The 20,777-nt window shown below is 63.4% G+C and carries 20 protein-coding genes; 19 read left to right on the forward strand and 1 reads right to left on the reverse strand.

Going from position 1 to position 20,777, the window contains the following annotated elements; translation table 11 throughout:
- The first annotated feature begins 26 nt into the window (after positions 1 to 26).
- The 6 genes from AC1RWI_RS15065 to AC1RWI_RS15090 all read left to right on the forward strand — a co-directional run bounded on the left by AC1RWI_RS15065 (position 27) and on the right by AC1RWI_RS15090 (position 6,960).
- Positions 27 to 545, forward strand: coding sequence for a hypothetical protein (locus tag AC1RWI_RS15065; RefSeq protein WP_236701942.1), 519 nt, complete (start codon positions 27 to 29; stop codon positions 543 to 545).
- 81 nt (positions 546 to 626) lie between these two features.
- A complete protein-coding gene (locus tag AC1RWI_RS15070) occupies positions 627 to 1,385 on the forward strand; it encodes a sulfite exporter TauE/SafE family protein (protein ID WP_043350823.1) in 759 nt (252 codons plus the stop codon).
- A 407-nt stretch (positions 1,386 to 1,792) separates the two neighbouring features.
- On the forward strand, positions 1,793 to 2,944 hold the full coding sequence (locus AC1RWI_RS15075) for an ABC transporter substrate-binding protein (RefSeq protein WP_043350820.1): 1,152 nt from the start codon (positions 1,793 to 1,795) through the stop codon (positions 2,942 to 2,944).
- 411 nt (positions 2,945 to 3,355) lie between these two features.
- Positions 3,356 to 4,408 (forward strand): branched-chain amino acid ABC transporter permease, encoded by a 1,053-nt coding sequence (locus AC1RWI_RS15080; protein ID WP_043350817.1) that lies wholly within the window; start codon positions 3,356 to 3,358, stop codon positions 4,406 to 4,408.
- A gap of 10 nt (positions 4,409 to 4,418) precedes the next feature.
- The gene (locus AC1RWI_RS15085) at positions 4,419 to 6,206 is read left to right on the forward strand and encodes a branched-chain amino acid ABC transporter ATP-binding protein/permease (protein WP_492867227.1); all 1,788 of its coding nucleotides are present in this window, start codon (positions 4,419 to 4,421) and stop codon (positions 6,204 to 6,206) included.
- Positions 6,207 to 6,216: 10 nt separating this feature from the next.
- Positions 6,217 to 6,960, forward strand: coding sequence for an ABC transporter ATP-binding protein (locus tag AC1RWI_RS15090; RefSeq protein ID WP_043350811.1), 744 nt, complete (start codon positions 6,217 to 6,219; stop codon positions 6,958 to 6,960).
- 266 nt (positions 6,961 to 7,226) lie between these two features.
- On the opposite strand, the gene AC1RWI_RS15095 is transcribed toward AC1RWI_RS15090, so the two are convergent.
- A complete protein-coding gene (locus tag AC1RWI_RS15095) occupies positions 7,227 to 8,171 on the reverse strand; it encodes a LysR substrate-binding domain-containing protein (protein ID WP_492867230.1) in 945 nt (314 codons plus the stop codon).
- A 127-nt stretch (positions 8,172 to 8,298) separates the two neighbouring features.
- Here AC1RWI_RS15095 and AC1RWI_RS15100 point away from each other — a divergent pair, with 127 nt between their 5' ends.
- The 13 genes from AC1RWI_RS15100 to atpG all read left to right on the forward strand — a co-directional run bounded on the left by AC1RWI_RS15100 (position 8,299) and on the right by atpG (position 20,772).
- Positions 8,299 to 9,294, forward strand: a complete 996-nt coding sequence (locus AC1RWI_RS15100; RefSeq protein ID WP_043350803.1) for a tripartite tricarboxylate transporter substrate binding protein BugE — start codon at positions 8,299 to 8,301, stop codon at positions 9,292 to 9,294.
- A gap of 5 nt (positions 9,295 to 9,299) precedes the next feature.
- Entirely contained in the window at positions 9,300 to 10,160 is an 861-nt protein-coding gene (locus tag AC1RWI_RS15105; RefSeq protein ID WP_492867233.1) for an N-formylglutamate amidohydrolase, read from the forward strand.
- Positions 10,161 to 10,357: 197 nt separating this feature from the next.
- Positions 10,358 to 12,298 (forward strand): tRNA uridine-5-carboxymethylaminomethyl(34) synthesis enzyme MnmG, encoded by a 1,941-nt coding sequence (mnmG, locus tag AC1RWI_RS15110; RefSeq protein ID WP_492867235.1) that lies wholly within the window; start codon positions 10,358 to 10,360, stop codon positions 12,296 to 12,298.
- Positions 12,299 to 13,006, forward strand: coding sequence for a 16S rRNA (guanine(527)-N(7))-methyltransferase RsmG (rsmG, locus tag AC1RWI_RS15115; protein ID WP_492867237.1), 708 nt, complete (start codon positions 12,299 to 12,301; stop codon positions 13,004 to 13,006).
- A 68-nt stretch (positions 13,007 to 13,074) separates the two neighbouring features.
- Positions 13,075 to 13,848: a ParA family protein gene (locus tag AC1RWI_RS15120; RefSeq protein WP_043350788.1), complete on the forward strand. Its 774-nt coding sequence runs from the start codon at positions 13,075 to 13,077 to the stop codon at positions 13,846 to 13,848.
- Between the two features lie 52 nt (positions 13,849 to 13,900).
- Positions 13,901 to 14,803, forward strand: coding sequence for a ParB/RepB/Spo0J family partition protein (locus AC1RWI_RS15125; RefSeq protein WP_492867239.1), 903 nt, complete (start codon positions 13,901 to 13,903; stop codon positions 14,801 to 14,803).
- 378 nt (positions 14,804 to 15,181) lie between these two features.
- Positions 15,182 to 15,682 carry an ATP synthase subunit I gene (locus AC1RWI_RS15130; protein WP_043350778.1) on the forward strand — a complete coding sequence of 167 codons (501 nt, stop codon included), beginning with the start codon at positions 15,182 to 15,184 and terminating at the stop codon, positions 15,680 to 15,682.
- Positions 15,683 to 15,926: 244 nt separating this feature from the next.
- Positions 15,927 to 16,790 carry a F0F1 ATP synthase subunit A gene (gene atpB / locus AC1RWI_RS15135; RefSeq protein WP_043352467.1) on the forward strand — a complete coding sequence of 288 codons (864 nt, stop codon included), beginning with the start codon at positions 15,927 to 15,929 and terminating at the stop codon, positions 16,788 to 16,790.
- A gap of 62 nt (positions 16,791 to 16,852) precedes the next feature.
- Positions 16,853 to 17,119, forward strand: a complete 267-nt coding sequence (gene atpE, locus AC1RWI_RS15140; RefSeq protein WP_006157246.1) for a F0F1 ATP synthase subunit C — start codon at positions 16,853 to 16,855, stop codon at positions 17,117 to 17,119.
- A 99-nt stretch (positions 17,120 to 17,218) separates the two neighbouring features.
- Complete coding sequence (locus AC1RWI_RS15145; protein WP_043350775.1) at positions 17,219 to 17,689, forward strand: F0F1 ATP synthase subunit B; 471 nt, start codon at positions 17,219 to 17,221, stop codon at positions 17,687 to 17,689.
- 2 nt (positions 17,690 to 17,691) lie between these two features.
- Positions 17,692 to 18,231 carry a F0F1 ATP synthase subunit delta gene (locus AC1RWI_RS15150; protein ID WP_006157248.1) on the forward strand — a complete coding sequence of 180 codons (540 nt, stop codon included), beginning with the start codon at positions 17,692 to 17,694 and terminating at the stop codon, positions 18,229 to 18,231.
- Between the two features lie 49 nt (positions 18,232 to 18,280).
- Positions 18,281 to 19,822 (forward strand): F0F1 ATP synthase subunit alpha, encoded by a 1,542-nt coding sequence (gene atpA, locus AC1RWI_RS15155; RefSeq protein ID WP_043350770.1) that lies wholly within the window; start codon positions 18,281 to 18,283, stop codon positions 19,820 to 19,822.
- A gap of 74 nt (positions 19,823 to 19,896) precedes the next feature.
- Entirely contained in the window at positions 19,897 to 20,772 is an 876-nt protein-coding gene (atpG, locus tag AC1RWI_RS15160) for a F0F1 ATP synthase subunit gamma (protein WP_043350766.1), read from the forward strand.
- Positions 20,773 to 20,777: the final 5 nt, after the last annotated feature.

Below are 20,777 nucleotides of genomic sequence, written 5' to 3' on the forward strand. Positions count from 1 at the left end.
AATGCGGCCTTGCCACCGGGCCCGCCATGCCGTCAGATTCCCCCTTTCTCATTCCCTCCTCGCCTGAACCCGCTGTGCCCCCGACCTCGATACGCCTGGCCGGGACTGGCGATGCGCAAAACCTGGGCGCCTGGCTGCAATCACGGCACGCATTGCCTGTCGCGGCGGCGCGTGCCAGGCAGGCGCTGCTGGAGGGCCTGCTTGCCCGGCCGGAGCGCGGGGCCTGTGTGGTGGCGCAGGCCAGCGCCGGCCCGGATCTGCTCGGCTGCCTGCCCGTTACGTTGATACCGCATCTCGAACTTGCCGGCCTTGCGGCGCTTGCCACCGAATGGTGGGCCGGTGACGTGCCGGCGGGCAGGAGTGCCGCCTTGCTGCTGGATTGCTGCGGCCTGCTGGCCGACTGGTGCAGCGCGCATGGCGTGCGCCATCTGTTGCTGGCGCCAGCGCTGCTGACGGCGGCGCAGGCCGCACCGGCGGGCTTTGCCCCGCATGCCAGCGGCCTGTGGCATCTCAATTTGTCACCAGCCGCCAAGATACTGGGCTGACGCTTCCAGCGCGCCTGCCGCGCTTGGTTCGCCTCCTTCCCTCGTTCCCTCCGTTTTCTCTTTCTTCGCCTGCCCGCGTCCATGGAATTCGCGTTTCTTGCTGTTGCCGCTTTTCTCGCCGGCCTGATCGATGCTGTCGCCGGCGGCGGTGGCCTGGTGCAGATCCCCGCGCTGTTTTCGGCCTATCCCAACATGGCGCCGGCCACGCTGCTCGGCACCAGCAAGGTGGCGTCGCTCGCTGGTACCACCAATGCGGCGTTGCGCTATGGCCGCAGCGTGCGCATCTACTGGGGCGCGACCTTGCCGACGATGCTGTCGGCCTTTGCCTTCTCGATGGCGGGCGCTTACGCGCTCACGCTGATTCCCGCGGAGCCGCTGCGCAAGTCGTTGCCCTTTATCCTGGTGGCCCTGCTGGTCTATACGGTGGCCAAGAAGAGCCTCGGCACCGAGCACGCACCGTCGCTTCGCGGCGGCAAGGAGCGCGCCGCGGCTTTGCTGGCGGGCGCCGTGATCGGCTTCTACGACGGCGTGTTCGGGCCAGGCACCGGCAGCTTCCTGATGATCGTGTTCGTGCGCGTGTTCGGCTACGATTTCCTGCACGCCTCGGCATCGACCAAGGTGGTCAACCTCGCCACCAACCTGGCAGCCTTGCTGCTGCTGGCGGCGAAGGGGCACGTCTGGTGGCAGCTAGGGCTGGTCATGGCGGTGGCTAACGTGGGCGGCAGCCAGATTGGCAGCCGCCTCGCGCTCAAGCATGGCAGCGCCTTTGTGCGGCGCGTGTTCATCGTGGTGGTGGCGGCACTGATCGTGAAAACCGCCTGGGATGCGTTCGGCCGCTGAGCGCCGGTTCGCAGCCGTGTCGCTTGCATGCTGCGATGCGGGTTAATCCCGCTAGCCCGGCGATATGCCTGTTGCTAGACTCGCTACGCATTCCCGACCGGGCGGTCGGTGAATGAGCGGCCGGCGTGGCGCACCATGGCATTGCCTGGCGAGCCCTGCCGAGCGCCGCCGGGGATGACGCGCAGGACGGGAGATTGGGGCAGGGCGGATACGGATTCGCCCATCGCCCCGGGGTAGCAGGCAGGCGCCGGCGTTGCGCCTGGATACGGGCCTGAAAAGCACCGCAAGGGCACCGGCACAATAAGATCCACCAGGACAAGACAGACCAGAAGACCAGATTGAGGCATCCGACTGGCCGCGAGGCGGCACGGATGCCTCTTCCGTTTGCCGCAATGGAAGGAGACACGATGACATTCAAGCGCGCCAGCCTGCTGGCTCTCGCCGCCGCCAGCCTGTGCGCCGGCACCGCCAGCGCACAGGTCAAGGTCGGGGTAACACTATCGGCCACCGGGCCCGCCGCCTCGCTGGGCATTCCCGAGAAGAACACCATCTCGCTGCTGCCCAAGGAGATCGCTGGCAAGAAGATCGAGTACATCGTGCTCGACGATGCGTCGGACACCACCACGGCGGTCAAGAATACGCGCAAGCTGATCAGCGAAGACAAGGTCGATGTGATAGTCGGTTCCACCGTGACGCCCAACTCGCTGGCCATGGTGGATGTCGTCGCCGAGAACGACACGCCGATGATCACGCTGGCCGCCTCGGCCCGCATCATCGAGCCGATGGATGCCAAGCGCGCCTGGGTCTTCAAGACGCCGCAGAACGACTCGCACATGGCCACCGCCATTGCCGAGCACATGACCAACCACAACGTGAAGACGGTTGCCTTTATCGGCTTCGCGGATGCCTATGGCGATAGCTGGGCGCAAGAGTTCGCCAAGGTCGGCGAGATGCGCAAGATCAAGGTGGTGGCCAACGAGCGCTTTGCGCGCACCGACACCTCGGTTACCGGCCAGGTGCTCAAGATGATGGGCACCAACCCCGACGCCGTGCTGATCGCGGGCTCGGGCACGCCCGCCGCGCTGCCCGCCAAGGCGCTCAAGGAGCGTGGCTGGAAGGGCAAGATCTACCAGACCCACGGTGTGGCCAACGCCGACTTCCTGCGCGTGTGCGGCAAGGATTGCGAAGGGACCTTCCTGCCGGCCGGCCCGCTGCTGGTGGCCGAGCAGCTGCCGGACACCAACCCGGTGAAGAAGCCCGCCATCACCTACAAGACGGCTTACGAGAAGGCATTTGGCGGCCAGGTCTCGACCTTCGGCGGCCATGCCTGGGATGCCGGCCTGCTGCTGCAGCGTGCCATCCCGGAGGCGCTGAAAAAGGGCCAGCCGGGCACCAAGGAGTTCCGCAAGGCGCTGCGCGATGCCATGGAGCAGACCAAGGAGCTGCCGATCTCCCACGGCATCATGAACATGACGCCGACCGACCACCTTGGCCTGGACCAGCGCGCGCGCGTGATGGTGGAGATCGTCGACGGCAAGTGGAAGCTGCAGACCAAGTAAGCGGCACGACTGGCTGCATTTGACGCAAGAAGGGCGCATGGCCAGCCATGCGCCCTTTTTGTTGATGCCGTCTCATGTCGTCTCATGCCATCCCACGCCACTGCGCGACTACTGGCAATCCCGCACTTGACACCGCATCCGCCATGCGAGATCTTTAACGTGTTAATGAAATTGGCGTTTGCCAAGGCAAGCGAGACGGGATGACTGCCATGGTGCGCCGCGGATATGCTGCACCCGTCATAGGCATAGCTTCCCGCCTGCTGTGCCAGATTACCGATGCGGCACTGCGGAATCTAAGGGTTCGTCGGGATTTCCGCTATGCGTAAGTTGTTTCATATTTCGTAACTCGTAATTTCACAAGCCAGCCGGCTTCCCTCCGCCGGCCGGACTCACCAACAATACGGGGAGACAATGGACCTCTCGATCGCCGCCATCCTGGCGCAGGACGGCATCACCTCGGGCGCCATCTATGCGCTGCTCGCGCTGGCCCTGGTGCTGGTGTTCTCGGTGACCCGCGTCATCTTCATTCCGCAAGGGGAGTTCGTCGCCTATGGCGCGCTGACCCTGGCGGCGATCCAGTCTGGCCATGCGCCGCAAAGCAGCTGGCTGCTGCTGGTCATGGGCGTGCTCACCTTTGTCTATGAGACGGTCACCATCCTGCGCAGCGCCGAACTGCGCCGGACCGCACCCAGGCGGATCGCGGTACTGGCCGGCAAATACCTGGTCTTCCCGCTGGCCGTGCATCTGCTGGCGCAGAACTTCGATGGGCAGTCGATGCCTATGCTGGCGCAGATCGCGCTGACGCTGCTGATCGTGATTCCGCTCGGACCCATGCTGTACCGCCTTGCCTACCAGCCGCTGGCCGAAGCCAGCACGCTGGTGCTGCTGATCGTCTCGGTGGGCGTGCACTTTGCACTGGTGGGGCTGGGGCTGGTGATGTTCGGCGCCGAGGGCTCGCGCACCGCGCCTTTCTCCGAGGCACGCTTTGAAGTGGGCAGCCTGACGATCTCCGGTCAGAGCCTTTGGGTGGTCGGCGTATCGGCACTGATGATCGCGGGGCTGTATTTCTACTTCGAACGCACCATCGTCGGCAAGGCGCTGCGTGCCACGGCGGTCAATCGCCTGGGCGCGCGGCTGGTCGGCATCGGCACGACGCAGGCCGGGCGCCTTTCGTTCACGCTGGCAGCGGCAATGGGCGCGCTGTGCGGGATCCTGATTGCACCGCTGACCACGGTGTACTACGAATCTGGCTTCCTGATCGGCCTGAAGGGCTTCGTCGGTGCGATCGTGGGTGGTCTGGTGAGCTACCCGGTGGCGGCCGCCGGCGCCATCCTGGTGGGGCTGCTCGAATCGTATTCGTCCTTCTGGGCCAGTGCGTTCAAGGAGGTCATCGTGTTCACCCTGATCCTGCCCGTGCTGCTGTGGCGCTCGCTCACCAGCAAGCATGTGGAAGACGAGGAATAAGGGACACGCCATGAACACCAACCTCAAGAACCGAATCTTCCTGCTGGCCTTCGCGGTAGTCCTGGCGCTGTTGCCCGTGCTGCCCACGCCCGAATTCTGGATCACGCTGGGCAACTACATCGGCCTGTACAGCATCGTCGCCATCGGCCTGGTCTTGCTCACCGGCGTGGGCGGCATGACCTCGTTCGGCCAGGCCGCTTTCGTCGGGCTGGGTGCCTACAGCACCGCCTACCTCACCACGCAGTTCGGGCTGTCGCCCTGGCTCGGCCTGCTGGTCGGGCTGGTGATCACGATGGCCTCGGCCTATGTGATCGGCCTGATCACCATGCGCATGTCGGGCCACTACCTGCCGCTCGCCACCATCGCCTGGGGCCTGTCGCTGTTTTTCCTGTTCGGCAACCTGGAATTCCTCGGCAAGTACGACGGCCTCAACGGCATTCCCGTGCTGCACGTGCTCGGCATCGAGCTGGCCTCCGGGCGCTCGATGTTCTACCTGATCTGGGCCGTGGTGCTGGTGTCGGTGATCGCCATGCAGAACCTGCTCAACTCACGCCCGGGCCGCGCCATCCGCGCGCTGAAGGGCGGGGGCACCATGGCCGAGGCGATGGGCGTGAACACCGCGTGGATGAAGGTGGTGATCTTCGTGGTGGCGGCGATGCTGGCCTGCATCTCCGGCTTTCTCTACGCGCATTTGCAGCGCGCGGTGAACCCCACGCCGTTTGGCCTGAACTACGGCATCGAGTACCTGTTCATGGCGGTGGTGGGCGGCGTAGGCCACGTGTGGGGTGCGGTGCTCGGCGCCGGCATCCTCACCATCCTGAAGGACGTGCTGCAAGGCGTGCTGCCCAAGCTGCTGGGCGCCAACGGCAACTTCGAGACCATCGTGTTCGGCGTGCTGATGGTGCTGCTGCTGCAATACGCGCGCGATGGCCTCTGGCCGTTCATCAAGAAGCTGTTCCCCAGCGGGCCGCCGGTGATGGCGCCGGCGCAAGCGAGCGCGCTGCCATTGCGCGCCAAGCCGCAGGCCGGCGAACTGATCCTCGATGTCAAAGCCGCGCGCAAGGAGTTCGGCGGGCTGGTGGCGGTCAACGACGTGAGCTTCCAGGTCCGCGCGGGCGAGATCATCGGGCTGATCGGTCCCAACGGCGCGGGCAAGTCCACCACCTTCAATCTGGTCACCGGCGTGCTGCCCGCCACGCGCGGCGAGGTGCTGTATCGCGGCGAGCAGATCTCCGGACTGCCTTCGCGCGAGATCGTCAAGCGCGGCATCGGCCGCACCTTCCAGCACGTGCATCTGCTGTCCACCATGACCGTGCTGGAGAACGTGGCCATCGGCGCGCACCTGCGCGGCGACTTTGCGCCGCAGGGCGGCGTGACGGCAGCGATCCTGCGCATGAACAAGAACGAGGAGGCCAAGCTGCTGCACGAAGCCGCGCGCCAGCTCGAGCGCGTGGGCCTGGCCGACTGCATGTACATGGAAGCCGGCAGCCTCGCGCTGGGCCAGCAACGCATCCTGGAGATCGCGCGCGCACTGTGCTGCGATCCCGCGCTGCTGTTGTTAGATGAGCCCGCGGCGGGGCTGCGCTACAAGGAGAAGCAGGCGCTGGCCGAGCTGCTGAAGAAGCTCAAGGGCGAGGGCATGAGCGTGCTGCTGGTCGAGCACGACATGGACTTCGTGATGAACCTGACGGACCGTCTGGTGGTGATGGAGTTCGGTACGCGCATTGCGGAAGGTGTGCCCGAGGACGTGCAGAAGGACCCGGCGGTGCTCGAGGCCTACCTCGGTGGCGTGGAGTAAGGAAACGACAATGAGCCTCATCCTGGAAGTGAAGGACCTGCACGTGCGCTACGGCAAGGTCGAAGCCGTGCACGGTGCCAACCTGAAAGTGGAAGCGGGAAAGATCGTCACGGTGATCGGCCCCAATGGCGCGGGCAAGTCCACCATGCTCAACGCCATCATGGGCGCGCTGCCGGTGAGCGGTTCGTCCACCGGCGCGGTGACCTACCTCGGCCACGACCTCGCCGGCCTGCCGGCGGAAGGGCGCGTGGCGCGCGGGATGTGCCTGGTGCCGGAGAAGCGCGAACTGTTTGGCTCGATGAGCGTGGCGGACAACCTGGTGCTGGGCGCCTATCGCCGCAAGCGTGCGGGTGAGAAGAACTTCCTGGACCAGATGGAAGTGGTCTACGGCCTGTTCCCGCGCCTGAAGGAACGTGCGAAGCAGGACGCCGGCACGCTGTCCGGGGGCGAGCGCCAGATGCTGGCGGTAGGCCGTGCGCTGATGGCCAAGCCGCAACTGCTGATGCTGGACGAGCCGAGCCTGGGGCTGGCGCCGCTGATCGTCAAGGAGATCTTTCACATCATCAATGACCTGCGCAAGACGGGGGTGGCGACGCTGCTGATCGAGCAGAACGCGCGGGCTGCGCTGCAGGTGGCGGACTACGGGTACGTGATCGAGACGGGGGATATGGCGATGGAGGGGCCGGCTGGCGAGCTTGCGGCTAACCCGAAGGTGATCGAGACGTATCTGGGGTTGGCGAAGAAGGCGGCCTAGTCAGCGCTTCCTGTTGTCGGAATTCACTAGAAAAATAATGATTGGCAATGCCTGCCGTTATTATTCTTCAGGTGCATTTCAAGATGTAACCGGATTGTTGGTGACGTTGTCAGCAGGATAGCGCAGCGGCTGGTACGCTTTGGATTCACAAGATAAATGTACTTAGACTAAAACTTGCTATTAATATTCGTCGTGCTGATGTGATGGTTGCCGGATGCTGAGATTTATGTACCTGATGGATGCAATCCGGCAAATAGAGTCTATTTCTATTTTTCTGGCGAATTTTCTTCATTGAGCTGAAGCACATCCGGATCCTGTGCCGCCACACCGAGCAACCATGCGCGAAACTGCGCAAACGCCGGATGGTCCCGCCGCTCCCGCTGTACGCACAGGAAGTAGCCGCGTGTCAGCCGGATCGGCAAATCGAACGGCGCCACCACGCGCCCTGCGGCAATCTCATCCCGTACCAGGCAACGCTGCAATACCGCTACGCCCATATCCGCCTTGACCGCTTGCACCAGGATCGAGACCTGGTCGAAGCCTTTCGAGAGCGTTGGCGCAGCACTGGGTACGCCGGCGGCGTATAGCCAGTGCTGCCAGTTTGCCGGTGCGGTGGTGTGATAGAGCAGGGGCTCACCGAGGAGTTCGGCGGGCTCGGACCAGCGGCCGGCCTCATGGCGGGCGAGGGCGCGCTCAGGGTGGCAGATGGGCACCATCTCACGGCCGATCACGTAGTCGGATTGCAGGCCTGGCCAGCGATCCGGCGTGCCCGGCAGGATGGCGGCATCGGGCGCGGGACCTGAGAAGTCCTCATCGCGCCGGTAGGGCACGAAGTCCAGGCGGACGTCGGGGTAGCGGCGGTGGAAATCCGGCAGCCTGGGCACCAGCCATACGCTGGCCAGCGTGGGCACGGCCGACAGCGTCAGGTGGTGCTGGCGGTCACGGGCGAGGAGGGCGGCGCTGGCATTCTCAATGGCGGCCAGCGGGCCGGCCACGGCCTCCAGCAACTGCTTGCCGGCATCGGTTAGCGTCAGTCGATGCGCATTGCGCTGGAGCAGGGGTTGGCCAAAGTGGGATTCCAGCCGGGCAATTGCACGGCTGATCGCGCCCTGGGTCACGCACAGGTCTTCGGCCGCGCGCGTGAAGCTGCCCAGCCGCGCGACCGCGGCAAAGGCATGGAGTTCGGACATCGAGGGCGAGCGTAGCCGCATGCGGTGGAGGTGGGTGTGCCGAGAATGATCTTTGGTAATGCAACCGTGCAATATAGTCGTTTGTGCGGACTCGGTAAACTCCCGACACTTGGCGGGCCAACTCATAGAAATCCAAGGAGAAGTCCGCATGATCCGAGCCCAACTGCCGCGCCGGCATTTTGTCTTGTCTTGCCTGGCGGCATGCGCCAGCCTGGCCGTAGCCGGTGGCGCGCAAGCGCAGGCCAACTATCCGAACAAGCCGATTCGCCTGATCGTGCCGTTTGCCGCGGGCGGCTCGACCGACCTGTCGGCACGCCTGGTGGCGGAGTTCGGCGGGCGCGAGCTGGGCCAGTCCATCGTGGTGGAGAACAAGGGGGGTGCCGGTGGCTCGCTGGGCATGGAGCAGGTTGCCCGCGCGGCGCCGGACGGCTACACCATCGGCATGGCGACGGTCAGCACGCACGGCTCGAACCCGGCTGTCTATCCCAAGCTGAACTACGATCCGATCAAGGATTTCGCGCCGGTGACCAACGTGATCGCCATCCCGAGCGTATTCGCCGTGCACCCCAGCGTGCCGGCCAAGACCATGCAGGAATTCGTCGCGCTTGTCCGCGCCAATCCCGGCAAGTACAGCTTTGCTTCTCCCGGCGCTGGTTCGCTCGGCCATGTGAACATCGAGAACTTCATGATGCTGGCCAAGATCGACATGCTGCACGTGCCGTACAAGGGCGCCGGCCTGGCACTCAACGATGCGGTGGCAGGGCAGGTCAACGCCATTACCGACAACCTTTCGTCTACGCTGCCCCACGTGAAATCGGGCCGGCTGCGAGCGCTGGCGGTGCTCGGTTCCGCCCGTTCGCCGCAGCTGCCCAACGTCCCGACCTATGCGGAACTGGGCTATAAGGAAATGGGCGATGGCGGCTGGTTCGGCATCGTCGCACCGGCCGGCACGCCGCCGGCTATCGTCGCCAAGCTCAACGACGCCATCCACAAGGCGATGCTGAATCCAGAGTTCAAGCGCAAGGTGGAGGAGTCTGGCGGCACGCTGGTACCGACCACGCCGGACGGGTTCAAGGTGCAAATCCAGCAGGCGATGGCGCGCTATGCACGCGTGGCCAAGGCCGCCAATATCAAGCTGGACTGACGGCGATGAGCGACAACTTCGAGCCCGTCGTCCGCTTCGCGCCTTCGGCCCAGACGCTGCCGCTGGTGTGCGACTCACCGCATAGTGGCACCCATTATCCGCAAGACTTCCGGGCGGCCATCCCCACGCAGCGGTTGCGTGCCGGCGAGGACACGCACATAGACGCGCTGTGGGAATCCGTGCCACGCGTTGGCGGTACGCTGATCGCGGCTAATTTTCCGCGTGTCTACATCGATCCCAATCGCACGCTCGATGATCTGGACCCCGACTTGCTGGATGGCACGTGGCCCGAGCCGCTGGCGCCGGGCGAGAAGACTCGCCTCGGCTACGGGCTGATCTGGCGCAACATGGATGCGGCCACCCCGATCTATGACCGCAAGCTCTCGCTGCAAGAGGTACGCGACCGGATCGACACCTACTATCGCCCCTATCATCAGGCGCTGTCGGAAGCGGTGGAGGACACCTATCGGCGCTTCGGGTCGGTCTGGCATCTGAACCTGCACTCGATGCCGAACGATGCGTACGAGCGTCTCAAGATTCAGAGTCCACACCCGCTGGCGGATTTCGTGCTGGGCGACCGAGATGGGGCCACCTGCGAGGCCGGCTTTGTCGGGCTGGTGGCGTCGGAACTGCGCGCGCTGGGATATACCGTGGCGCGCAACGATCCATACAAGGGCGTGCAACTGATCGCACAGATCGGCCGCCCGGCCGAGCGGCGTAACAGCTTGCAGATCGAGATTCGCCGGCCGCTGTATATGGATGAAGTGACGCGTGAGCGTAACGGTGGCTTTGACGAGCTCCGGACAAATCTTGGTCGACTTGTCGAGCGCATCGGCGCTTATCTGAGCGAGCAGCGCAGACCGTAAGTGCCTCGCCCCTTCGCTGTGCACACAAGAAAGCCGGGCCATTGCGCCCGGTTTTTTGTTTCACGTGGAACACACCCAAGTTCTTCATGGCGCATGTTTCACGTGAAACATGCCGCGGCGCAGGGACGCCACGGAGATTGCCGTTATAATTCGGCATCCCGATTTATTCCCGCTAGCCTCCCGGAGGAGGTGCCTCCATGCTTTACCCAAAAGAATTCGATGTCATTGTTGTCGGTGGTGGCCACGCCGGCACGGAAGCTGCACTCGCCGCGGCGCGTATGGGTTGCCAGACGCTGCTGCTGAGCCACAACATCGAGACCCTTGGTCAGATGAGCTGCAATCCGTCCATCGGCGGCATTGGCAAGGGCCATCTCGTCAAGGAGGTGGATGCAATGGGCGGCGCCATGGCGGCGGCCACGGATGAGTCGGGCATCCAATTCCGCATCCTGAATTCCAGCAAGGGCCCGGCCGTACGCGCTACCCGCGCTCAGGCGGACCGTGTGCTGTATCGCAAGGCGATTCGCGCGCGGCTGGAGAATCAACCCAACCTGATGCTGTTCCAGCAGGCCGTGGATGACCTGGTGGTGGAGGGTGATCGTGTTGTCGGCGCCGTCACGCAGGTCGGCATCACCTTCCGCGCACGCGCCGTGGTGCTGACCGCTGGTACCTTCCTCGATGGAAAGATTCACGTCGGGCTGGATAACTATACTGGCGGTCGCGCGGGCGACCCCGCCTCGGTCTCGCTTTCGGCGCGCCTGAAGGAGCTCAAGCTGCCGCAGGGCCGCCTGAAGACGGGTACGCCGCCGCGCATCGACGGACGCACCATCGACTTCTCCGTGATGGATGAGCAGCCCGGCGATCTCGATCCGGTGCCGGTGTTCTCCTTCCTTGGCCGTACCGATCAGCACCCGCAGCAACTGCCGTGCTGGATCACGCATACCAACAGCCGGACCCACGACATCATCCGTGGCGGCCTGGATCGCTCGCCGATGTACACCGGCGTGATCGAAGGGGTAGGGCCGCGGTACTGTCCCAGCATCGAGGACAAGATCCACCGCTTTGCCAGCAAGGACAGCCACCAGATCTTCCTGGAACCCGAAGGGCTGACGACCAACGAGTTCTACCCCAACGGTATCTCCACCAGCCTGCCGTTCGACGTGCAACTTGCCCTGGTGCACTCGATCCGCGGCATGGAGAACGCGCACATCCTGCGCCCGGGCTACGCCATTGAGTACGACTACTTCGATCCGCGCGCCCTCAAGGCCTCGCTGGAGTCCAAGGCCATCAGCGGCTTGTTCTTTGCCGGGCAGATCAACGGCACCACCGGCTACGAGGAAGCCGCTGCCCAGGGCCTGCTGGCCGGAATCAATGCCGGCTGCTTCGTGCGGGAGCGCGATGCCTGGACTCCCCGGCGGGACCAAGCCTATCTTGGGGTTCTGGTCGACGATCTGATCACCCGTGGGGTCTCGGAACCGTACCGAATGTTCACCAGCCGCGCCGAGTTCCGTTTGAGCCTGCGGGAAGATAATGCCGATATGCGATTGACCGAGGCCGGTCGGGAGCTGGGCGTGGTCGATGATGTGCGCTGGGATGCATTTAACCGAAAGCGCGACGCTGTTTCACGTGAAACAGAGCGGCTGAAGAGTACCTGGGTCAATCCGGGCATCCTGCCGGAAGCCGATGCCGTGCCGCTGCTGGGCAAAGCGATTGAGCGTGAGTACAACCTCGCCGATCTGCTGCGCCGTCCCGCTGTCACGTACGAAGCGCTGATGGCGTTGCAGGAAGGGAAGTTCGCACCCGCCCAGGCACTCGATGCCGACCCGCTGCTGGTCGCGCAGATTCGCGAGCAGATCGAGATCGGCATCAAGTATCACGGCTACATCGCCCGGCAAGCCGCGGAGGTGGACAAGCTCGAAGCCAACGAATCCACCCGCCTGCCTGAAGATTTCGACTACACGGAAGTGCGCGGCCTTGGCATCGAGGTTGGCCAGAAGCTGAATCAGCACCGGCCCGAGACCCTCGGCCAGGCATCGCGTATTTCTGGCGTGACGCCGGCTGCGATCTCGCTGCTGCTGGTCCATCTGAAAAAGAAGGGCATGGGGCGTACCAAGTCCGACTCCAGCCAAGAGGCCGCCTGAGTGAGGAACCAACGTTACGCGGCCGTGGACGACGCCGACCAGCGCCGCCGCCTGGAGGCCGGCTTGTCCGCCATCGGCCTGGCGGTCTGCACGAGCCAGATCGATCAGTTGTTTGCCTACCTGGCACTGCTGCGCAAATGGAACGCCATCTATAACCTGACCGCCATCCGTCATCCCGACGAGATGTTGACCCATCACATGCTCGACTCGCTGGCCGCCGTGCCGGCGCTGGCGCAAGCGGCTCGCGCCGCGGAGGTGGAGGAGGGCGCGCGTGGCCGGGTGCTGGACGTGGGCTCGGGCGGCGGCATGCCTGGTCTGCCGCTGGCCATCACGTGTCCCGACCTGTCGGTGCTGATGGTCGACATCGTGCAAAAGAAAACCGCCTTCCTGACGCAATGCCGGGCACAGCTTGGCCTGTCCAACGCGGCTGCCCATTGGGGCCCGGTCGAAAAGCTGGAAGACGGCAAGGGCTACGCGGTCATCACGTCTCGTGCGTTTGCCGAGCTGAGCGATTTCGTATCGCTTGCCGGCCACCTGCTGGCGCCGGGCGGCAAGCTGATTGCCATGAAGGGCGTTTATCCTCAGCCCGAACTCGATCGCATGGAAGCGGCCGGCCTGATGGCCGAGTGGCAGGTCGAGGCAATACCACGCCTGACCGTACCGGAACTGGACGCAGAACGTCACCTGGTGGTGCTGTCGCGCCGCTGACCCGGCCGGTGGTTGTCGCCGGCGCCCACCCCCGGCAGGTAGAAATCAAGCAGGAGCAGCAGGAACATATGGCCAAGGTATTCGTGATCGCAAACCAGAAGGGCGGCGTCGGCAAGACCACCACCACGGTGAACCTTGCCGCCGGCTTGGCGGCACAGGACCAGCGTGTGTTGCTGATCGACCTGGATCCCCAGGGCAATGCCTCGATGGGTTCCGGCATCGACAAGCAGTCGCTCGAGCACAGCGTCTACCAGGTGCTGGTTGGCTTGTCGACGGTGAGCCAGGCACGCCAGCATTCCGAATCCGGCAAGTACGATGTGCTGCCCGCCAACCGCGAACTGGCCGGCGCGGAAGTGGAACTGGTCGAACTGGACCAGCGCGAGAAACGTCTCAAGAACGCCATTGCCGAGGTCGATGCCGAATACGATTTCGTGTTGATCGACTGCCCGCCATCGCTGTCGCTGCTGACCCTCAACGGGCTGTGCGCGGCCAACGGCGTGATCGTGCCGATGCAGTGCGAATACTTCGCGCTGGAAGGGCTGTCCGATCTCGTCAATACCATCAAGCAGGTGCACGCCAACCTCAATCGCGACCTGAAGGTGATTGGCTTGCTTCGTGTGATGTTTGATCCACGTGTCACCTTGCAGCAGCAGGTGTCGGCCCAGCTTGAGTCGCATTTTGGCGAGAAGGTGTTCAAGACCGTCATCCCGCGCAATGTGCGGCTGGCGGAAGCACCGTCCTATGGCATGCCTGGCGTGGCGTTCGATCCGTCGTCCAAGGGGGCCAAGGCCTACCTCGATTTCGGCGCCGAGATGATCGCGCGCGTCAAGCAACTCGACTGAACGCCGGGCTGAGAGTCACCGGGTTGAGAGTCACCGAATACAGGATACCGAGATGAGCACCGCGAAGAAGAAGGGCCTGGGCCGCGGACTGGAAGCCCTGCTGGGTGGGCCAGCCGAGATCGTCGATGCCGTGAAGCAGGAGGGCGCCCCCTCCGTGCTCCGCCTGGACCAGCTCCAGCCCGGCAAGTACCAGCCGCGCACGCGCATGGACGAAGGCGCGCTGCAGGAGCTGGCCGCGAGCATTCGTGCCCAAGGCCTGATGCAGCCGATCCTGGTGCGCCGCGTTGCAGAGCCGGATCGCTACGAGATCATTGCCGGTGAGCGCCGCTTCCGCGCCTCCAGGATCGCCGGGCTCGAAGAGGTGCCGGTGCTGGTCAAGGACGTGGCCGACGAAGCCGCGGCCGCGATGGCGCTCATCGAGAATATCCAGCGTGAAGACCTCAACCCGCTGGAAGAAGCGCAGGGCATCATGCGCCTGGTGCGCGAATTCAATTTCACCCACGAGCAGGCAGCGGAATCGGTAGGGCGCTCGCGCAGCGCGGTGTCCAATCTGCTGCGTCTGCTGAACCTGGCCCAGCCGGTGCAGACCATGCTGATGGCCGGCGACCTCGACATGGGCCACGCCCGTGCGCTGCTCTCCGCCGACGGCGCCAATCAGATCACGCTCGCCAATCAGATCGTTAACAAACGTTTATCGGTGCGCGAGACCGAAAAGCTGGTAGCCTCCACCCTCAAGCCCTTTGACCTCCGGTTGCAGAAGCCGAACAATGGCGCGCCGGCGCGCGACGTGGCCCGCCTTGAGGAAGAACTATCCGACGTGCTTGGCCTGCCGGTACAGATCAAGCTGGGCGTGCGGGGCAAAGGCCAGCTCACCATTCACTTCACCACCAATGATGCGCTCGACGGTGTGCTGACACGCCTGCGCGAGCCCGGCGAAAGCCAGTCACCCACCTGAGCGGGATTTCCCGAAAATAGTGCGCGATTAACGGTCGACGCGGCTGTGCAGCGGCCCGGTGCAATTTGATGCCGGGCCGGCTCTGCCCCGGCGCGCGTACGCCTGTGTAAGGTCTGTGCAAGGCCGATAGACGACCATAGTGCGCCACCACCCTTGGGTAGTCCAATTACCTGGCACGTTATTGCCGGGCGTCGGCCGCGCACGCACTATGGGTTCGTGGCGATTGCAAGTGAAATGCGGACTGTTGCAAGGCGTCTGTAAGCAGATTGACTCGCATGGTGCATTCCTCGTAAAATCGTGCGGTTTGAATTCCGGCCGGTCCAGAAAAGTTCCGGGGCGGATTAAACAACAAGCAGCAACGAGCAAAGGCAATAGCAGGTGGTTTCAGATCGTCAGGATGCTGGTCGGAAAACCGACTGGCAGACGCGCGATGCCTGGGAAGACGAGGCAGAGCGTGAAGAGGAGGCGGTCGATCCGCTGTCGCGCGTCGAGGCGGAAACGCTGTTCGGCGAGCGCGCGCTGCGCCCTTCGCGCATGACGCCCGGCAGGGTCGTGCTGGCGCAGGTTGCGGTTACTTTGTTGTCGGCCATTGCCTGGCGACTTTTTGCTGGCGGCAACGCAGGCGCGGCGGGTTGGTCGGCACTATTCGGTGGCACGGTGTGTTTCGTGCCCAGCGGTTTCTTCGCGCTGCGACTCTGGATGGCGCGCGAGCGTCCCTCGATCAGCGGACTGGTGGTCGGCGAGGCGATCAAGGTGTTTGCCACCGCCGGGTTGTTCGTCCTGGTAGTGGTGCTGTACAGCGAGTTGCGCTGGGTGCCGATGCTGGTCACGTTCCTGCTTGTGCTCAAGACCTACTGGGTCGCGCTGGCGATTCGCTGAGGTTGTGCCCCAGGGTGGGCGGCCAGGCGCGGTAAGTCGGATAAGTGTGCTTCTCGTCGAAGTGGGGCACGAAAACAGAATATCAAGATGTTTTTGCGTGGCGCGTCACAACAGTGAAGCGCGGCGTGGATAAGGTTCAAACGAGCTTGCCCGCGGTGACCAGCAATGTGTGCTGAAGGCGGTGCAAGAAGCGTACCGGCAAAATGCCGGCAACTGGTTTCGCAATATTACGGTTCGTTTCGACATGTCAGCTGCTCAAGGCGCCGAACAGGCCCTCACCCCCTCCGGCTATATCGCCGAACACTTGCAGAACCTCAACACGGTTGGCGGCAAGCAAGCCTCCGTCGTTGACTTCAGCGTCCTCAACTACGACACCGTGTTCTGGTCAGTGCTGTGCGGCGCCATCGCCGTGATTTTCCTGTACGCCGCCGCGCGCCGCGCGACCGCCGGCGTGCCGGGCCGCTTCCAGGCTTTCGTGGAAATGATCGTCGAGATGGTCGACGACCAGGCCAAGGGCATCATCCATGGCGACCGCTCCTTCATCGCTCCGCTGGCACTGATGGTGTTCTGCTGGATCACGGTGATGAATGCCGTCGACTTGATCCCGGTCGACTGGGTTACCGGCCTGAACGGCCTGCTGGGCATTTTCCACATCCATCTGCCGCACCACCGCGCGGTTGCCACGGCCGACCTGAACGGTACGCTGGGCATGTCGTGCGCAGTGCTGGTGCTGATGGTCTATTACAGCTTCAAGATCAAGGGCGTGGGCGGCTTCGCCCATGAACTGCTGTCGGCTCCGTTCGGCGCCAAGTGGTACCTGGCCCCGTTCAACCTGATCCTGAACCTGATCGAATTCCTGGCCAAGGCGGTTTCGCTGGGCATGCGGTTGTTCGGCAACATGTACGCCGGCGAACTGGTGTTCCTGCTGATCGCGCTGCTGGGTTCCATCTGGACGTTCGGTGCGGACCTCACCGCGCTGGGCTTCGTCGGTCATGTGCTGGCCGGTACGGTATGGGCGATCTTCCACATCCTGATCGTTCTGCTCCAGGCTTTCATTTTCATGATGCTGACGCTGGTGTACATCGGCCAGGCACACGATCACCACTGATTTAAGTTTTTCGGTTTTTCGGTTTTTTGGTTCTAAGTCTCTTCTCAATTAAAGGAGTAGTCATGCAAGCATATCTCGCCAACATCCAGGGTCTGACCGCCATCGGTATCGGCATCATCATCGGTCTGGGCGCAATCGGCGCCTGCCTGGGTATCGCCCTGATGGGTGGCAAGTACATCGAAGCGTGCGCACGTCAGCCTGAACTGATGAATCCGCTGCAAACCAAGATGTTCCTGCTGGCTGGCCTGATCGACGCGGCATTCCTGATCGGCGTGGGCGTTGCAATGCTGTTCGCATTCGCCAACCCGCTGCTGGCTGTCATCAAGTAATTCTTTTCGGTCTGCATGATGCTGACGGGCGGCGCGGGCCACTTAGCCTGGCCGCCCTTGCGCATTTATCTGTAGTTTGATTACCGAAAGGAACACACCATGAATCTGAACGCAACGTTTTTTGCGCAGATGGTCGTGTTCTTCATCCTGTGGTGGGTAGTTGCCAAATTCATTTGGCCGCCGCTGGTGAAGGCGCTCGACGAACGCGCAAAGAAGATCGCCGATGGCCTCGCCGCCGCCGAAAAAGGCAAGGCTGAGCTCGAACTCGCCAACAAGCGTGTGGACCAGGCCCTGGCCGAAGCCCGCACCGAAGGCGCTCAACGCGTCGCTGACGCCGAGAAGCGCGCTCAGCTGACCGCTGACGAGATCAAGCAAAACGCCCAGGCAGAAGCCGCACGCATCATTGCCCAGGCCAAGGCCGAAGCCGAACAGCAAGTTACCCGCGCGCGCGAGCAATTGCGCGACCAGGTCGCCGTGCTGGCCGTCAAGGGTGCCGAGCAGATCCTCAAGCGCGAAGTGAACGCGCAGGTCCACGCGGATCTGCTCAATCAACTCAAGGCTGAGCTCTAATCATGGCTGAAACCGCAACCATTGCCCGTCCCTACGCCGAGGCGCTGTTCCGCGTCGCGACCGAATCGAGCGGCAATCTGGATGCATGGTCCGAGCTGGTGTCGGAAATGGGGCAAGTTGCCGCCAATCCCGACATGAAGGCGGTGGCTGGCGATCCGAACGTGCACGGCGACAAGCTGAGCGCACTGTTCCTGTCGGCCCTGAAGTCTCCGGTCAACGACGAAGCCAAGCGCTTCGTCAGCCTGCTGGTGGATAACCACCGCCTGTCGGTATTGCCGGAAATCGCCGAGCAGTTCCATGCGCTCAAGAACGACCGTGAAGGGTCGGCTGATGTCGAGATCACGAGTGCCTTCCCCCTTGAGGGCGCAAGCCTGACCGACCTCGTCGCCGCGCTCGAACGCAAGTTCGGCCGCAAGCTGCAGCCCTCGGTTGCGGTGGACCCGTCGCTGATTGGCGGCGTGCGCGTCAAGGTCGGCGACGAAGTGCTCGACACCTCCGTGCGTGCGCGCCTGGCAGCAATGCAAGTGGCGCTGACCGCATGATGCGCGAGAAGCGCACCAGCCGACGGATTGAAGAATTAGGAGCATTGTGATGCAACTGAACCCCTCAGAAATCAGCGAGCTGATCAAGTCCCGCATCTCGGGTCTTGGCGCCGACGCTGAAGTGCGCAACACCGGCACGGTGATTTCCGTGACCGATGGTATCTGCCGCGTGCACGGCCTGTCTGGCGTGATGCAGGGCGAGATGCTGGAATTCCCCGGTAACACGTTCGGTCTGGCACTGAACCTCGAGCGCGACTCTGTCGGCGCCGTGGTGCTGGGCGAGTACGAACACATTTCCGAAGGCGACCCGGTCAAGTGCACCGGCCGCATTCTGGAAGTGCCGGTTGGCAAGGAACTGCTGGGCCGCGTGGTCAACACGCTGGGTCAGCCGATCGATGGCAAAGGCCCGATCAACGCCAAAGAAACCGACGTGATCGAAAAGGTTGCCCCTGGCGTGATCGCACGTCAGTCGGTCAGCCAGCCGGTGCAGACCGGCCTGAAGTCGATCGACGCGATGGTGCCGATCGGCCGTGGCCAGCGCGAGCTGATCATTGGCGACCGCCAGACCGGCAAGACCGCCGTTGCTGTCGACGCGATCATCAACCAGAAGGGCAAGGGCGTTTTCTGCGTCTACGTGGCAATCGGTCAGAAGGCTTCGACCGTGAACAACGTGGTGCGCAAGCTCGAAGAACTGGGCGCGATGGAGTACACCATCGTCGTTGCTGCTACGGCATCGGACTCCGCCGCCATGCAGTACCTGGCTGCCTACGCTGGTTGCACGATGGGCGAGTACTTCCGCGACCGCGGCGAAGACGCGCTGATCGTTTATGACGACCTGACCAAGCAAGCCTGGGCCTACCGCCAGGTGTCGCTGCTGCTGCGCCGCCCGCCGGGCCGCGAAGCTTACCCCGGCGACGTGTTCTACCTGCACTCGCGTCTGCTCGAGCGCGCAGCCCGCGTGAACGCCGACTACGTCGAGAAGTTCACCAAGGGCGCAGTGACCGGCAAGACCGGCTCGCTGACCGCGCTGCCCGTGATCGAAACGCAAGCTGGCGACGTGTCCGCTTTCGTGCCGACCAACGTGATCTCGATCACCGACGGCCAGATCTTCCTGGAAACCGACCTGTTCAACGCAGGTGTGCGCCCCGCAATCAACGCCGGTATCTCGGTGTCGCGCGTTGGTGGTGCCGCCCAGACCAAGGTCGTCAAGAAGCTGTCCGGCGGTATCCGTACCGACCTGGCCCAGTACCGTGAACTGGCTGCGTTCGCGCAGTTCGCTTCCGACCTGGACGATGCCACCCGCAAGCAGCTGGAGCGCGGCCGCCGCGTGACGGAACTGCTCAAGCAGGCTCAATACCTGCCGCTGCAGGTGTGGCAGCTGGCCGCGTCGCTGTACGCAGCCAACAACGGCTTCCTCGACAACGTGGAAGTGAAGGACATTCTCCCGTTCGAGAAGGGCCTGCACGACCATCTGAAGACCAAGTACGCCGACCTCGTCACCCGCATCGAAGATTCCAAGGATCTGTCGAAGGAAGACGAAGCCACCCTGCGTGCCGCGATCGAGGATTTCAAGAAGTCCGCCGCGTTCTAACCGCGCAATTCCACGAAACTGCGCCGGCACCGTTGCCATGACGGTGCCGGTGCGGCACGAATGGAGAGGAAGATATGGCCGGAACGAAAGAAATTCGAACCAAGATCAAGAGCGTGCAAAACACGCGCAAGATCACCAAGGCGATGGAGATGGTCGCCGCGTCCAAGATGCGCAAGGCGCAGGAACGGATGCGCAACGCCCGTCCCTATGCCGAGAAAGTGCGCAATATCGCGGCGCACCTGGCTGCAGCCAACCCCGAGTTCAAGCACCCCTTCATGGTGGCACGCGACATCAAGCGCGCCGGCATGATCGTGGTGACGACGGACAAGGGGCTGTGCGGCGGCATGAACACGAACGTGCTGCGTGCGGTAACCAATGAGCTGCGTGAGCTGCAAAGCCGCGGCGTGGAGGTGCAGAGCACCGCCATTGGTTCCAAGGGCTTGCAGTTCATGGGCCGCATCGGCGCCAAGGTGCTCTCGCACGTGGTGCACCTCGGTGACACCCCGCATCTGGAAAAACTGATCGGTGCCATCAAGGTCCAGCTCGACGCCTTCACCAATGGTGAAATCGATGCTGTGTACCTGGCTTACACCAAGTTCATCAATACGATGAAGCAGGAGCCGATGGTGGAGCAGCTGCTGCCGCTCCCCGCCGACAAGTTTGCCCAGACCGAAGATGAAAAGCGCGCCTACTCGTGGGATTACATCTACGAGCCCGACGCACAGACCGTAGTGGAAGAATTGTTGGTCCGCTATGTCGAAGCGCTGGTGTACCAGGCCGTGGCCGAAAACATGGCGTCCGAGCAATCGGCGCGCATGGTGGCCATGAAGGCGGCATCCGACAATGCCAAGAACGTGATCGGCGAACTGCAACTGGTCTACAACAAGACCCGTCAGGCAGCGATTACCAAGGAACTGTCGGAAATCGTCAGCGGTGCCGCAGCCGTCTAAGGCGT

Source organism: Cupriavidus sp. MPR-AND1C (genome assembly GCF_058809705.1).